Raw genomic sequence first — 15,026 nt, forward strand, 5'->3', positions numbered from 1 at the left:
TCTCCAGAAACGCAGAAAAGGTCGCTGTTGAGTGGCTGCAGACGCTTGAATCGGAATTGATTCGAAGGTCAAGCAGGAGACCGGAATCGTGCGGGAAAGATCATTAAATATTTATCAATCCTGAAGTCATTGATAGGCGGACCGCCTCAATGCGTCAATTGTCACGATCAAACCTGTCGACAAGCATCAGGCGTCGGCCCGGCGCAACACGGCCGCATAGAAACCATCCAGACCGCTGGCGAAAGGCGGTCCAAGGGACAGCATCGCCGGTGTCGTCCGGAATTCTCCGAGGGCGGTAATCGCCTGTTCGAGCCCAGGCCAGGCGGCCGCGTCGATCGGCACCCGCTCGCATCCGCCGTCGGCAACGACGCGCGCCACGACCTCCTCGCCCTCGCGCGGGTCGAGCGAACAGTTGGAAAAGACGAGAAGCCCTCCGGGCTTCACCAGGGTGAGTGCATGCCGCAGCAGCCGCTCTTGCAGCCCGGCAAGCTTCTCGACGTCATCAGGGCCTTTTGTCCAGAGCACATCGGGATGCCGCCGGGTGGTGCCGGTCGACGAGCAGGGGGCGTCGAGAAGGGCGGCGTCGAAGAGTTCTTCCGGCCGGAAATCGGCCATGTCGGCCTCCTTCGTCGCGCTCTCTAATCCAAGCCGCTCAAGGTTGGCCTTGAGTCGCCGGAGGCGGCTGGAAGACTGATCCAGCGCGATCACCTTTGCCCCTGCGAGAACGAGTTGCGCCGTCTTGCCGCCGGGCGCGGCACAAAGGTCGACCACCTTTCTGCCGGAAATATCTCCGAAGAGGCGCGCCGGAATGGAGGCAGCCGCATCCTGGACCCACCATCCGCCCTCCGAAAAACCGGGCAGAGACGGAATGGAGCCGTCAAAATCCTGAAGTCGAACGGAACCGGTCGGCAACACGGTGCCGTTGAGCCGGTCGGCCCAGGAAGCTGCATCGGATTTAACGGTGACATCGATGGCGGCGGGTACGAGCTGCGCGTCAGAGATGCGCTCCGCTTGATCGCGTCCGTAACAGGTGACGAGCCTGTCGAAGAACCAGCCCGGCATCGCCGGCACCTGTTGCAGACGTTCGAGAATCGCCTCCTTTTCACGCGAAAGCCGCCGCAGCACCGCATTGACAAGGCTGGCGAAACGGCGATTTCGCGGATCGGACTGGGCCTGTTCCACTGCGAGGTCGACGGCGGAATGATCCGGAACATCAAGATAGAGAATTTGTGCGGCAGCAACGGTCAGGACATGTTCGAGTGCCCGCGCACCCTCAGGCAATGGTGTCTGCAGCAGGGAATCGATCGCCGCGCGGATGCGTGGCAGATGGCGCAGTGCGGAGTTCAGAATGGCGCGCACCAGCGCGCGGTCGGCATCGTTCAACTCACGATAGACCGGGTTGCCCCGCTCCGGGTCCAGCATCCCGTCGAGCGGCGTTTTCCGGTCGACCACCGCCGCAAGGATCTTCGCCGCTGCCTGGCGGCTCTTCAAGCCCGGTTTGGCCGGGGCAAGCGCGCCGGCCTTGGGCCCTCCCAATCCGGGGCGCCTGTGTTCTCGGATTCGTTTCGGATGAGAATCGTTCTTGCTGTCTTCGGGCATCAGGACCAGGGGCCTTTCGGCGGTTCGGAACCACCGCGACCCCAGCCGGTTCTCGGGACAGAGCGCGATTTTCGCACCGCATTATCAGGCCGAACGGGTGCCGTCGACCCCGTGGACATCTCCCGGGCCATTCTCTCGAGGGCCACGACCCGGTTCTCGGTGTTGGGATGGGTCGAGAACAGATTGTCCATCCGCTCGCCCGAGAGGGGATTGATGATGAACATATGCGCGGTCGCAGGATTGCGCTCGGCATCGGGATTGTGAACGACATGCGCCGCTCCGGCGATCTTGCGGAGCGCCGAGGAAAGCCAGAGCGGGTTGCCGCAGATCTCCGCGCCGCGCCGGTCGGCGGAATATTCGCGGGTGCGGCTGATCGCCATCTGCACGAGCGCCGCCGCCAGCGGAGCGACGATCATCGCGATCAGCACGCCGATAAAGCCGAGCGGATTGTTGTTCTCGCGGTTTCCGCCGAAAAAGAAGGCAAAGTTGCCGAGCATGGAAATCGCACCGGCAAGCGTTGCCGTCATCGTCATCGTCAGGGTATCGCGGTACTGGATATGGGCAAGCTCGTGCGCCATCACCCCGGCGACCTCCTCGTAGGAGAGCGAATGCAGCAGTCCCGTCGAAGCGGCGACCGCGGCGTTTTCGGGATTGCGCCCGGTGGCGAATGCGTTCGGCTGGGGACTGTCGATGACATAGACGCGCGGCATCGGCAGGCCGGCATTCTTTGCGAGGTCACGCACGATGCCGTAATATTCCGGGGCGCTTCGCTCATCGACCTCCTGCGCCCGGTACATCCGCAGCACCATCCGATCGGAATTCCAATAGGAGAAGAAATTCATGCCCGCGGCAATGACGAGGGCGATCATCATGCCACCCCGGCCGCCGATCACATAGCCGACGGCCATGAACAGGACGGTCATGAAGGCTAGCAGCATTGCGGTGCGCATGAGATTCATGAATGAGCTCCAACCAGTTCGTGATCCGTTCCGCACTCTGTGGAAAGCCGCCTGCGGCCGCATCGCTCCATCAGCCCTGTGCGAGGGTTTCACGTGAATCAGCTTTTCCGCTTGCACGGAATGCCTATATGATGGGGATAAACCGCCAGCTCTTCAATATCGTTACGGAAACAGTGCCCGTATGCAGAACGACAACGACAATTCTCCCGACCATCCAAGACGTCCGCTGTCTCCCGCCGCGCTCCGCGCTCTGAAGGAGGCGGAGGAGAGACGGGGCGCCAAGGCGCCCAAGGAAATTCCTGCGGAAGTGGGCGGGCGCGGCGGCCTCGATCCGGCACGCTTCGGCGATTGGGAAATCAAGGGCAGAGCGATCGATTTCTGAGGCTTGCCTCGAAATTTAGTTTCGGATGCGAATCGGTCGAGCGCTTTGGCGTTGAGGCGCCGCGGGAGCCCCTCAATGCGCCGCGACCTTCTCCCCGCATGCGGGGAGAAGGAGAGGGTTAGAGTTAGGGTTAGGGACGAAGCGGAGCGCCCGTACCCAACTCACGTCAGGCGCGGTTCTGGCGATTGGCGATCAGGTCATCGACGACCGAGGGATCGGCCAGCGTCGAAGTGTCGCCAAGCGAACCGAAATCGTCCTCGGCGATCTTCCGAAGAATCCGGCGCATGATCTTGCCCGAACGCGTCTTGGGCAGGCCGGGCGCGAACTGGATCTTGTCCGGTGTCGCGATCGGTCCGATTTCCGAGCGTACGTGCTTGACGAGTGCCTGGCGCAGTTCGTCGTTGCCGACCTCGCCCGCCATCAGCGAGACATAGCAATAGATGCCCTGACCCTTGATCGAATGCGGATAGCCGACGACCGCGGCCTCGGAGACGAGCTGGTGCGAGACCAGCGCCGATTCAACCTCAGCCGTCCCTAGCCGGTGTCCCGAGACGTTGAGCACGTCATCGACGCGGCCGGTGATCCAGTAATAACCATCCTCGTCGCGGCGGCAGCCGTCTCCGGTGAAATACTTGCCCTTGTAGGTAGAAAAATACGTCTGGATAAAGCGTTCGTGATCGCCATAGACCGTCCGCATCTGACCGGGCCAGCTGTCGATGATGCAAAGGTTGCCGTCGGCCGCACCCTCGACGACATTGCCCTCGCCGTCGACGATCTGCGGCTGGACTCCGAAGAGCGGCCGCGTCGCGGAACCCGGTTTGAGGTCCGTAGCGCCGGGCAGCGGCGTGATCAGAATGCCGCCGGTTTCCGTCTGCCACCAGGTATCGACGACTGGACAACGCTCGTCGCCGACCACGTGATAGTACCATTCCCAGGCTTCCGGATTGATCGGCTCGCCGACGGTTCCGAGCAGGCGCAGCGACGAGCGCGAGGAGCGCTTGACGAAATCGTCGCCGGCGCCCATCAGCGACCGGATTGCCGTGGGTGCGGTATAGAAGATGTTGACCTTGTGCTTGTCCACGACTTCCCAGAACCGTCCCGCATCCGGAAAGTTCGGCACGCCCTCGAACATCAGGGTCGTCGCCGCATTGGCGAGCGGACCATAGACGATATAGGAGTGGCCGGTGACCCAGCCGACATCGGCCGTGCACCAGTAGATGTCGCCGTCCTGGTAGTCGAACACGTATTGATGCGTCATCGAGGCATAGACCAGATAGCCGCCGGTCGTATGCAGCACGCCCTTCGGCTTTCCGGTGGATCCCGAGGTATAGAGAATGAAGAGCGGGTCCTCGGCATTCATCCTTTCCGGGGGGCAATGCGGCTCCACTGCCGCAGTCTCCTGGTGGTACCAGAGATCGCGCTCCGGGGCCCATCCGACCTTGCCGCCGGTGCGGCGCACGACCAGAACCTTGCCGACCGTGACATTCTGCTTGGCGGCGATCCCCACGGCCGTATCGGTGTTCTCCTTCAGCGCCACGGGCTTGCCGCCACGCACGCCCTCGTCGCAGGTGATCACGAAGGTCGACTCGCAATCGACGATCCGGCCCGCCAGGGCCTCAGGCGAAAAGCCGCCGAATACGACCGAATGGACGGCGCCGATGCGGGTGCAGGCAAGCATGGCATAGGCCGCTTCGGGGATCATCGGCATGTATATTGTAACGCGGTCGCCCTTCTTGACGCCATGCTTTTTCAAGACGTTGGCAAGACGGCAAACCGTGTCGTAGAGCTCATTATAAGTGATCTTCTTGTCGAGATAGGGATTGTCTCCCTCCCAGATGATCGCCGTCTTGTCGCCATGCGCTTTCAGGTGGCGATCGATGCAGTTGTAGGAGACGTTAGTCAGCCCGTCTTCGAACCACTTGATCGAGACATCGCCCTCGAAGGTCGTATTCTTGACCTTGGTATAGGGCTCGAACCAATCGATTCGCTTGCCATGCTCGCCCCAGAACGTCTCCGGATCGGCAACGCTCTCCTGGTACCATTTCAGATAGGTCTCATTGTCGAGCAGCGTACGGTTCTTGGCCGCTTCCAGGACCGGGTAGGTCTTGACGTCCATATTTTCCTCCCTGCGTATTTCTGATCTGATCATGAGCGGAATGCACCAGAAACCGCGCGCAGTTTCCTCGTCCCGCTCCGGCCCGGCTCCCACCGTTCCTTTGCGACAATTCATAAGCAGGTCGCTTCCGGTCCGCAATTAGACAAAAGCACATTTGAAAGTGAAGAATTGCAATTTCGAGACAAGAACGGTATAGAACCGCCAATTCCCGGAAATCAGTGGTAGACTCCACGGCCCGCGACGCCGGCGCGGACGGACAAAAGGACTATATCCATGGCTCAGCAACTGCTTATGCCCAAGGCAACAGCCGTCTGGCTGGTTGACAACACCGCACTCTCGTTCGACCAGATCGCGCAGTTCTGCAAACTGCACCCGCTCGAGGTCAAGGCGATTGCCGACGGTGAATCGGCGCAGGGCATCAAGGGGCTCGATCCAATCGCAACTGGGCAGCTTTCGCGCGACGAGATCGCCCGCGGCGAGGCGAACTCCAATCACAAGCTCAAGCTTTCGGAGCCAAAGGTCCGCGTCCCGGACTCCAAGCGCAAGGGTCCGCGCTACACGCCGGTCTCAAAGCGCCAGGACCGCCCGAATGCCATCCTGTGGCTGGTTCGCAACCATCCAGAACTCAAGGATGCACAGATCTCGCGTCTGGTCGGAACGACGAAGGCGACAATCGAGCAGATTCGCGAGCGTACCCACTGGAACTCCGCCAACCTGACGCCGATGGACCCGGTGACGCTTGGCCTCTGCTCGCAGATCGACCTGGATCTCGAGGTCGAACGCGCTGCCAAGGGCCGCCCGCTTCCCTCGGCAGCCGAAACCGGCGCAACGCTCGAATCCGCACAGGAGACCGAAAAGCTCAGCTTCGGACAGGAGCGCGAAGAGGAGAAGGAAATCGACGCCGATGCCGTCTTCGCCAAGCTCAAGTCGCTGAAGTCGGACCGCAAGGACGACGAGGACGACGACTATTGATCGATTCGTCGGCGATGACGATTAAAGAACCCGGATCGCAGGAGCCGGGTTTTTTGTTGGCCTTCATCCACTTTAAACATCAATCCCCTTTTAAACACCAATCCCCTTCGCCCGCAGCACATCGGCTATTTCTTCCAGAATTGCTGGATCGTCGATCGTCGCCGGCATTTTCCAGGGTTGGCGATCAATGATCTTCTGGATCGTGGAGCGCAGGATCTTGCCGGACCGCGTCTTGGGGAGGCGCTTGACGCAAACCGCGGTCCTGAAGGCGGCTACCGGCCCGATGCGCTCGCGCACGAGAGCGATGACCTCCTTCTCTATTTCCGCTGTTTCACGGGAAACATTGGCGTTGACGACGAGGAAGCCTGCCGGAACCTGCCCTTTGAGGGAGTCAGCAATACCGATCACGGCACACTCCGCGACATCCGGATGGCTGGCGCAGACCTCTTCCATGGCGCCCGTCGACAGCCGATGTCCCGCCACATTGATGATGTCGTCGGTCCGCGCCATGATGAAGATGTAGCCGTCGTCGTCGACATAGCCGGCATCGGCCGTCTTGTAGAAGCCGGGATATTCTTCGAGATAGGCTGCATGAAAGCGGCGATCGGCATTCCAGAGCGTCGGCAGGCAGCCGGGCGGCAACGGCAGCTTGATCACGACATTGCCGAGCGTGCCGGATCCTACCGGATGGCCCGCGTCATCCACGACCTGTACGTCATAACCCGGAAGGGGAACCGCCGGCGAACCGTATTTCACCGGCAGGAGGCCAAGACCCAGCGGATTGCCGGCGACGGGCCAGCCTGTTTCCGTCTGCCACCAATGATCGATGACCGGGACCTTCAGCGCCCGTTCCGCCCAGCGGATCGTGTCCGGGTCGGCCCGCTCGCCCGCGAGGTAGAGCGCCCGAAATTTCGATAGGTCGTATCGCTGCACGTGATTTGCTTCCGGATCCTCCTTGCGGATCGCACGCAGTGCCGTCGGCGCGGTGAACGTGACGGCGACGCCGTGTTCGGAAATGACGCGCCAATAGGTTCCGGGGTCGGGTGTGCCGACCGGCTTTCCTTCGAAGAGGATCGATGTGGATCCGTTGAGGAGCGGACCATAGACGATATAGGAGTGGCCGACGACCCAGCCGATATCGGAAGCGGCCCAGAACACCTCGCCGGCATTCACGCCGAAAAAATGCTCCATCGACCATCTGAGCGCGACCATATGCCCGCCATTGTCACGCACAACGCCTTTCGGCTGTCCGGTCGTTCCGGAAGTATAGAGCACATAGAGCGGATCCGTCGAGGCGACGGAGGCGCAAGGTGCCTCCTCGCCTTTATCCTTGGCCTCCGCAAGCGCCTCGGCGAAGTCGATGTCGCGATCTTGAACCATGGCGGCATCGAGCATGCCGCGCTGGTAGATCAGGCAATGGGCGGGCTTGTGGGTTGCCGTTTCAATCGCCTGGTCGAGCAGAGGCTTGTAGGCCACGGTCCGCCCGGGCTCGAGCCCGCAGCTTGCGGAGACGACGAGTTTCGCCTGGCAGTCATCGATGCGGACGGCCAGCTCATTGGCGGCAAAACCGCCGAAAACGACGGAATGCACCGCGCCGATCCGCGCTGCCGCGAGCATGGCGATAGCGGCCTGCGGGATCATCGGCATGTAGATGATGATGCGATCGCCTTTGACTACGCCGAGCTCGTGGTAGATTGCAGCCATTGCCTTCACATCGGCTAGCAGGTCCGCATAGGAGATCTTCTCGGTCACGCCGGTGACGGGACTGTCATATATGAGGGCCGGTTGCTCGCCACGGCCAGCCTCGACATGCCGGTCTAGGCAATTGTGACAGGTGTTGGTCATGCCGTCCGGAAACCAGTGGCCATAGGTGCCGCCCTCCGGGTCGAAAACGCGCTCCGGCTGCTTGATCCAGTCGATCGCCGATGCGGCATCTGCCCAGAATCCCTGCGGATCAGCTTTCCACGCGGCGTACACTTCGCGATAGCGGCTCGCCATATCCCGTTCCTCCCACTCGCTCTTCCGGACAAAATTCCCGGCTCCTCCGCCTCGAAAGATAGGCGAACGGACGTAAACGGGAACCCCGACGAAAGGGTGAGGGGACAGGAGCTCAGCGCGCTCCGAAAATGGCGGAACCGACCCGCACGCTGGTAGCGCCGAAGGCGATCGCAGTCTCGAAATCACCGGACATGCCCATGGAGAGCCTGGAAAGGCCGCACTGGGAGGCGAGCTTTGCGAGCAGCGCAAAATGTGGCCCCGGGTTTTCGTCGAGCGGTGGAATGCACATGAGCCCTTCGATATCGAGGCCCAGTTCCTCGCGGCAGAAGGTGACGAAGGCACCGGTGCCTTCAGGGGCGATACCCGCTTTTTGCGGCTCAAGTCCGGTGTTCACCTGAACATAGAGGCGGATCTCCCGTTCCTGGCGCTTCATTTCGGCGGCGAGGGCGCGGGCGATCTTTTCCCGATCCACGGTCTCGATGACGTCGAAAAGCGCGACGGCATCGGCAGCCTTGTTGGATTGCAGCGGGCCGATCAGGTGCAGCTCGATGTCCGGCGTCCGGCCCTTCAGCGCCGGCCATTTCGATTGCGCCTCCTGCACACGATTCTCGCCGAACACGCGCTGCCCGGCGTCGATCACCGGGCCTATCGAGTCTGCGTCGAAGGTTTTGGAAACGGCGACCAGGCTGACGGCATTCTCCGATCGGTTTGCCGATTTCTCGCTCTTGCGAATCCGGCTCAGGACATCGTTCAACCGCTCTTCGACTTCCATCGCTATTCTCCTATGCAGATCGTCTCGACATCGTCGCCTTGCGGCTTATTGAATCTCGCGCTGCTTGCCAAGTCCGTGGGCAAGCGGAGCGGCTTGCCGGTTGGCCTTCGGCATCGTTCCGACTCCCGATCGGTTGCAGTTTAAGGCTGCGTGAGCCCTCAAAACTTGACGCTTGAGGCATTTCGTGGTGAAGGTCACCCAGCTATCACGCGCGGGCGCTCGCGCCCCGCAGAATTTCCGGAACATCGACAAAGACATGGCTACCGAACGATACAATCCGCGCGATGCCGAACCGCGCTGGCAGCAGCAATGGGAAGCGGGCAAGATCTTCGAGACGAAGAACGACGATCCGCGCGAGAAATATTACGTGCTGGAAATGTTCCCCTATCCGTCCGGACGGATTCACATGGGACATGTGCGCAATTACACGATGGGGGACGTGGTCGCCCGTTACAAGCGGGCGCGCGGCTTCAACGTACTCCACCCGATGGGCTGGGACGCTTTCGGCATGCCGGCGGAAAACGCCGCGATGGAGCGCGGCGTCCATCCGGCGAGCTGGACGTACCAGAACATCGCCTCGATGAAGGCGCAGCTCAAGGTCATGGGGCTTTCGCTCGACTGGAGCCGCGAATTCGCGACTTGCGATCCGGAATATTATCAGCGTCAGCAGCACCTCTTCCTCGATTTCCTGGAAAAGGGGCTGGTCTACCGCAAGCAGTCGAAGGTCAACTGGGACCCGGTCGACAACACCGTGCTTGCCAACGAGCAGGTGATCGACGGCCGCGGATGGCGCTCCGGCGCGCTCGTCGAACAGCGCGAGCTGACGCAATGGTTCTTCCGCATCACCGACTTCAGCCAGGATCTGCTCGACTCGCTCGATACGCTCGACGAGTGGCCGGAGAAGGTCCGGCTGATGCAGAAAAACTGGATCGGCCGCTCGGAAGGACTTTCGGTCCGGTGGGAGCTCGATCCGGCGACGGTTCCCGGCGAGGAGAAGGAGCTGACGGTCTATACGACACGGCCCGACACTCTCTTCGGCGCCTCCTTCCTGGCGATCTCCGCCGATCATCCGCTTGCCAGGGATGCTGCCGCGAAGAGCGCCGAGATCGAGGCATTCTGTGAGGAATGCCGTCGCGCCGGCACGTCGCTTGCCGCGCTCGAGACAGCGGAGAAGATGGGCATAGACACCGGAATTCGCGCGAGACATCCCTTCGATCCGGACTGGGAGCTCCCGGTCTACGTCGCCAATTTCGTGCTGATGGACTACGGCACGGGCGCCATCTTCGGCTGCCCTTCGGGCGATCAGCGCGACCTCGACTTCGCCCGCAAATACGGTCTCCCGGTCGTTCCGGTCGTCATGCCGAAGGACGCTGATCCTCAGACCTTCACCATCGGCGACGAAGCTTATGTCGGCGACGGCGTGATGATCAATTCCCGCTTCCTTGACGGGCTTTCGACGGAAGAAGCGTTCGAGACCATCGCTACCAGGCTCGAAAAGGATCTGCTGAACGGTACGCCCCGCGCGGAACGCAAAGTCAATTTCCGGCTGCGCGACTGGGGCATTTCCCGCCAGCGTTACTGGGGCTGCCCGATCCCGGTTATCCACTGCGACGACTGCGGGGTCGTGCCCGTTCCCAAGACGGACCTGCCGGTGACGCTGCCGCCGGACGTGACCTTCGACAAGCCCGGCAATCCGCTCGACCGCCATCCGACCTGGCGGCACGTCGCCTGCCCCCAATGCGGCAAGGATGCCCGCCGGGAGACGGACACGATGGACACTTTCGTGGATTCCTCCTGGTATTTTACCCGCTTCACGGCGCCTTGGGAGGATGGTCCGACCGACCCGAAGGCTGCCAATCACTGGCTGCCCGTCGACCAGTATATCGGCGGAATAGAGCACGCGATTCTCCACCTGCTCTATTCGCGCTTTTTCACGCGCGCGATGAAGGCGACCGGACATGTGGCGCTGGATGAGCCCTTCAAGGGCCTGTTCACGCAGGGGATGGTCGTTCACGAAACCTACAGCCGCGGCGAGGGCGCTCAGCGGGAATGGATTACGCCCGCCGAGATCCGCATCGAGGAAGCCGACGGCCAACGGCGCGCGGTCCACATTGAGACCAGCGAGGAGATCGCCATCGGCTCGATCGAGAAGATGTCGAAGTCGAAGAAGAACGTGGTCGACCCGGACGATATCATCGCCTCCTACGGCGCCGACACCGCCCGCTTCTTCGTGCTCTCCGATTCGCCGCCGGATCGCGACGTCATCTGGTCGGAGGCCGGGGTGGAAGGCGCCCATCGTTTCGTGCAACGCGTCTGGCGCCTGCTGAGCGAGGCCGCAGAGGGGCTGAGCGCCGCCGAGGCCGCGCCGGCAAGGGAAGGCGAGGGACTCGCTGTCTCCCAGGCGGCGCACCGCACGCTCAAGGCAGTAGAGGCCGACTATGACAAGCTCGCCTTCAATAAGGCGGTAGCGCGCATCTATGAGCTTGTGAACACATTGGCCGCACCGTTGGCACAGATTGCCGCCGGCAAGGCGGACCAGGCGCTCACAGCCGCCGTCAAAGACGCCGCCGGGATCCTGATCAGCCTGATCGCGCCGATGATGCCGCATCTTGCAGAGGAATGCTGGAGGGCGATCGGCGGCAAGGGCCTCATCGCCGAGAGGCCTTGGCCGAAGTTCGATGCGACGCTCGTCGTGGAGAACGAGATCACACTGCCGGTCCAGATCAATGGCAAGAAGCGCGCCGATTTGACAATCGCTCGCGACGCAGACCAGAGTGCGATCGAAAGTGCCGTGCTTGCGTTGGACGTCGTGAAAACTGCCCTCAACGGAAGCAATCCGAAGAAGATCATCGTTGTGCCTCAGAGGATCGTCAATGTCGTTGTCTGATTTAGCTGGCTTTCGTCGTCGGTCGCTGAGCTTTGTAGCCGGCGCATTGTCGCTCGCCGCTATCGGTGGCTGCCAGGTCAGGCCGCTTTATTCCGACGGTCCGACCGGCTCGGCTTCGACGGCGCTCGCCGCAATCGAAATTTCGGATGCCAACGACCGCGTCGAGCAAGAGGTCCGGAACGCTCTCGTCTTTCTAACCTCGCGTGGACAGGGCGAGCCGGTCAATCCGCAATACCATCTCGCGCTCAGCGTCTCGCACCGGACTATGGGCGTGCTGTACGAGAGCACGGATAACGACGATGACGACGACGATGCCGGAGCGGGCCGCGTCGTCGTAAAAGCCGATTACAATCTGACGAGAACAGCCACCGGCGAGACGGTGAAGGCGGGCAACCGCGCGGCCGTAGCGCTGGTCGACTTCCCCCAGCAGGAATTCGCCAAGATTCGCGCCATCCGCGATGGCGAGAATCGCGCCGCGAAGGAACTGGCGGAGATTATCGGCGCCGATCTCGCAGCCGCCCTCGGCCGCTGATCCGAACGTCAGATGAGCGAAATAAAGTCGCACGAGTTCGACAACTTTCTGCAGCGATCTGCGGCGGGCTACCGGCTTTTCCTGCTCTACGGTCCGGACCGAGGACTTGTGTCCGAACGCGCAACAGCGCTCGCCGAAACTTTCGGGATCCCTCTCGACGATCCTTTTGCCGTCGTCAAAATGGATGCCACGGGATTGCAGGGTGCCGGAAGCCTCCTTGACGAAGTGAATGCAATCGGCCTCTTCGGCGGCGAGAAACTGGTGTGGATGCGTGGCGCCTCCACGGAGAAGGCGCTCATCGACGCCCTGCAGTTTCTCGCGTCAGATCCCTCTGTCGGCGCCCGTCTCATCGTCGAAGCGGGAGATCTGAAGAAGGGAGCGGCGCTGAGGAAGGTTGGCGAGTCTTCCCGTTCCGTCGCCTCAATCGCCTGCTACAGCGACGACGCCCGTGGCCTGCAAGCCCTTATAGACAAAGAACTTTCCGATGCGGGCCTGCGCATCAGCCCGGCCGGGCGCGAGCGCCTCATGGACGCGCTCGGCGGCGACCGGATGGCCTCGCGCAACGAGCTTCGCAAGCTAGCTCTCTATTGTCTCGGCAAGGATATGGTCGACGAGGTCGACGTCCTTGGGATCGTGGGCGACGCCAGCGCCATCTCGGTGGACGATGCGGTCGATGCGGTGCTGAAGGGCGATCCTGACGCGCTGTTGCATGCTATGAAGAAAATAACCACGTCCAAGACGCCGCCGTTTCTCGTGCTTCAGGCTTGTCTCAGGCAGTTCCAGCAGCTCGACGTCATGCGCGCCGAAATGGATGCGAACCGCCAGCCTCCGGCCCAGGTGGTCGCGACCCTCGGGCGCGGCCTGCATTTCCGCCGCAAGCCGGTGGTCGAGGCGGCGTTGAAGCACTGGACCGCACCGGCGATCCGGCGCGAATTGAGCCGCCTGCAATCAACGATCTACCAAAGCCGCAGCCGCCAGAGCCTCGAGGAGAGCCTTGTGATACAGAATTTGCTGGCGATTACGATCCAGTCGGCTCGGCGCTGAGTTCCGGGACCCACCAACGCCGCCGCGCCACGCTTCAGCGCCGCTCGAGCAGCCTGCAGATCTCTTCCAGCTGATCGAGCGTCTTATACGTGATCTTGAGGTGGCCACCACTGGCCTTGTGGTTGACGGTCACCTCGAGGCCGAGACTATCCGACAAGGTCCGCTCCAAGGCCAGTGTATCGGCGTCCTTCTCATCGCGCTGGCGCGCTTTCGCATAATTGGGATCGTTCTGCGACCTTATGTCGTTCTGCGCCAACCTCTCGACTTCGCGGACCGAAAGTCCCTTTGCCACCACTGCGCGCGCCAATGCGACCGGGTCGGAGGTGGGTATGAGCGCACGGGCATGGCCGGCGGAGAGGCTGCCGTCGGACAGCATATCGCGGACTGGCTCCGGCAGTTTTAGCAGGCGCAGGCTGTTCGCAACATGGCTCCGGCTCTTGCCGATGATATCGCCGAGATCGTTCTGCGTGTATCCATGCTCCGCGATCAGCTGTTCGTAGCCAAGCGCCTCTTCGAGGGGATTGAGGTCGGACCGCTGGACATTCTCGACAATCGCAATCTCAAGCGCCGTCCTGTCGTCCACATCGCGCACGATAACAGGTATTTCGGTGAAGCCTGCAAGCTGCGCCGCCCTCCAGCGCCGTTCGCCTGCAATAATTTCATAGCGGTCGGACCCAATCGTGCGGACGACGACTGGCTGGACGATCCCGTGCTGACGGATCGAGCTTGCGAGGTCCTGGAGCTCAGCCTCGTCAAACTGCCGCCGAGGGTTACGAGGATTGCGGGAAACGAACTCTATCGGGATACGCCGGTCCGCGCTGACCGGAGAGACGGGAGCACTGCCGGTTTGCAACGGCTGGTCCATTTCCCCGATTAACGCTGCTAGGCCACGACCAAGACGTCGCTTGGAGCTGTCATCGTTCATCTGACACCTGATTAATTACGGTTCCGAAACGGTCAGGCAGCCTTCCGCTGCCTCTCGCGTTGAATCACTTCCGAGGCAAGCTGCAGATAGGCCTGACTTCCGGCGCACTTCAGATCATACAAGATGGCCGGTTTGCCATAGGATGGCGCCTCGGACACCCGAACGTTGCGGGGGATCAGGGTATGATAAACCTTATCCCCCAGATGAAGGCGAACGTCGCTGACTACCTGTTGCGCCAGGTTGTTGCGCGAGTCGAACATGGTCAGAACGATGCCCTGAATATCAAGCGCAGGGTTCACCGTTCGACGAACCTGATCGACCGTCTCCAGCAGCTGGCTTAATCCTTCCAAGGCGAAAAATTCGCATTGGAGGGGGACGAGAACCGAATGCGCCGCAGCCATCGCGTTCATCGTCAAAAGATTAAAGGATGGTGGGCAGTCAACCAGAATATAGGAGTAGGCGAGTGCTTCCGCCGAACCCAAGGCCTTGCGCAACCGGAACACCCGATCCGACTCCTTGGCGATTTCCATCTCGACGCCGAGCAGATCCATCGTGGATGGAACAATGGACAGGTTCGGCACGGCCGTGTCCTGCGCGATCTCGGCGATGGAATGCGTGCCCATCATAAGCTCATAGGAGGAAAGGTGGCGCGCGCGCCGCTGTATACCAAGCCCGGTGCTGGCGTTACCCTGCGGATCAAGATCGACAATAAGAACTTTCTCGCCAATAGCGGCCAAGGCCGTCGCAAGATTAATTGCAGTGGTCGTCTTGCCGACGCCACCTTTCTGGTTGGCAATGGTGATGATCCGGTTCTTTGGGCCAAACATGTTTCGCTCGCCT

At 61.5% G+C, this 15,026-nt stretch carries 12 protein-coding genes; 5 read left to right on the forward strand and 7 right to left on the reverse strand.

The window, feature by feature from the left end; all coding sequences use genetic code 11:
• Nucleotides 1-186: 186 nt before the first annotated feature.
• The gene (locus FB009_RS09200) at nt 187-1,599 is read right to left on the reverse strand and encodes an RsmB/NOP family class I SAM-dependent RNA methyltransferase (RefSeq protein WP_012067396.1); all 1,413 of its coding nucleotides are present in this window, start codon (nt 1,597-1,599) and stop codon (nt 187-189) included.
• Entirely contained in the window at nt 1,599-2,558 is a 960-nt protein-coding gene (gene htpX, locus FB009_RS09205; RefSeq protein ID WP_012067397.1) for a zinc metalloprotease HtpX, read from the reverse strand. The genes FB009_RS09200 and htpX overlap by 1 nt, the downstream gene beginning before the upstream one ends.
• 181 nt (nt 2,559-2,739) lie before the next feature.
• Here htpX and FB009_RS09210 point away from each other — a divergent pair, with 181 nt between their 5' ends.
• On the forward strand, nt 2,740-2,940 hold the full coding sequence (locus tag FB009_RS09210; protein WP_012067398.1) for a DUF1674 domain-containing protein: 201 nt from the start codon (nt 2,740-2,742) through the stop codon (nt 2,938-2,940).
• 166 nt (nt 2,941-3,106) lie between these two features.
• Here the strand turns inward: FB009_RS09210 and acs are convergent, their stop codons facing one another.
• Complete coding sequence (gene acs / locus FB009_RS09215; RefSeq protein ID WP_145161562.1) at nt 3,107-5,056, reverse strand: acetate--CoA ligase; 1,950 nt, start codon at nt 5,054-5,056, stop codon at nt 3,107-3,109.
• Between the two features lie 273 nt (nt 5,057-5,329).
• Between acs and FB009_RS09220 the strand changes: the two genes are divergently transcribed.
• On the forward strand, nt 5,330-6,028 hold the full coding sequence (locus FB009_RS09220; protein ID WP_012067400.1) for a DUF1013 domain-containing protein: 699 nt from the start codon (nt 5,330-5,332) through the stop codon (nt 6,026-6,028).
• 90 nt (nt 6,029-6,118) lie between these two features.
• Here FB009_RS09220 and FB009_RS09225 read toward each other — a convergent pair whose 3' ends face one another.
• Nucleotides 6,119-8,026: an AMP-binding protein gene (locus tag FB009_RS09225; protein ID WP_012067401.1), complete on the reverse strand. Its 1,908-nt coding sequence runs from the start codon at nt 8,024-8,026 to the stop codon at nt 6,119-6,121.
• Nucleotides 8,027-8,138: 112 nt separating this feature from the next.
• Nucleotides 8,139-8,798 carry a YggS family pyridoxal phosphate-dependent enzyme gene (locus FB009_RS09230; RefSeq protein WP_012067402.1) on the reverse strand — a complete coding sequence of 220 codons (660 nt, stop codon included), beginning with the start codon at nt 8,796-8,798 and terminating at the stop codon, nt 8,139-8,141.
• 256 nt (nt 8,799-9,054) lie between these two features.
• On the opposite strand from FB009_RS09230, the gene leuS reads away from it, so the two are divergent.
• From leuS to holA, 3 genes are read left to right on the forward strand one after another with little or no spacing between them, the layout of a single operon-like run.
• Entirely contained in the window at nt 9,055-11,685 is a 2,631-nt protein-coding gene (gene leuS / locus FB009_RS09235) for a leucine--tRNA ligase (protein ID WP_012067403.1), read from the forward strand.
• Nucleotides 11,672-12,217 carry an LPS assembly lipoprotein LptE gene (locus FB009_RS09240; RefSeq protein WP_012067404.1) on the forward strand — a complete coding sequence of 182 codons (546 nt, stop codon included), beginning with the start codon at nt 11,672-11,674 and terminating at the stop codon, nt 12,215-12,217. Before leuS ends, FB009_RS09240 begins: the two co-directional genes overlap by 14 nt.
• Before the next feature lie 12 nt (nt 12,218-12,229).
• Complete coding sequence (gene holA, locus FB009_RS09245; RefSeq protein ID WP_145161565.1) at nt 12,230-13,261, forward strand: DNA polymerase III subunit delta; 1,032 nt, start codon at nt 12,230-12,232, stop codon at nt 13,259-13,261.
• Nucleotides 13,262-13,295: 34 nt separating this feature from the next.
• Here holA and FB009_RS09250 read toward each other — a convergent pair whose 3' ends face one another.
• Nucleotides 13,296-14,186: a ParB/RepB/Spo0J family partition protein gene (locus tag FB009_RS09250; protein ID WP_012067406.1), complete on the reverse strand. Its 891-nt coding sequence runs from the start codon at nt 14,184-14,186 to the stop codon at nt 13,296-13,298.
• A gap of 32 nt (nt 14,187-14,218) precedes the next feature.
• On the reverse strand, nt 14,219-15,013 hold the full coding sequence (locus FB009_RS09255; RefSeq protein ID WP_012067407.1) for a ParA family protein: 795 nt from the start codon (nt 15,011-15,013) through the stop codon (nt 14,219-14,221).
• Nucleotides 15,014-15,026: the final 13 nt, after the last annotated feature.

The organism is Sinorhizobium medicae (assembly GCF_007827695.1).
Lineage (GTDB): Bacteria > Pseudomonadota > Alphaproteobacteria > Rhizobiales > Rhizobiaceae > Sinorhizobium > Sinorhizobium medicae.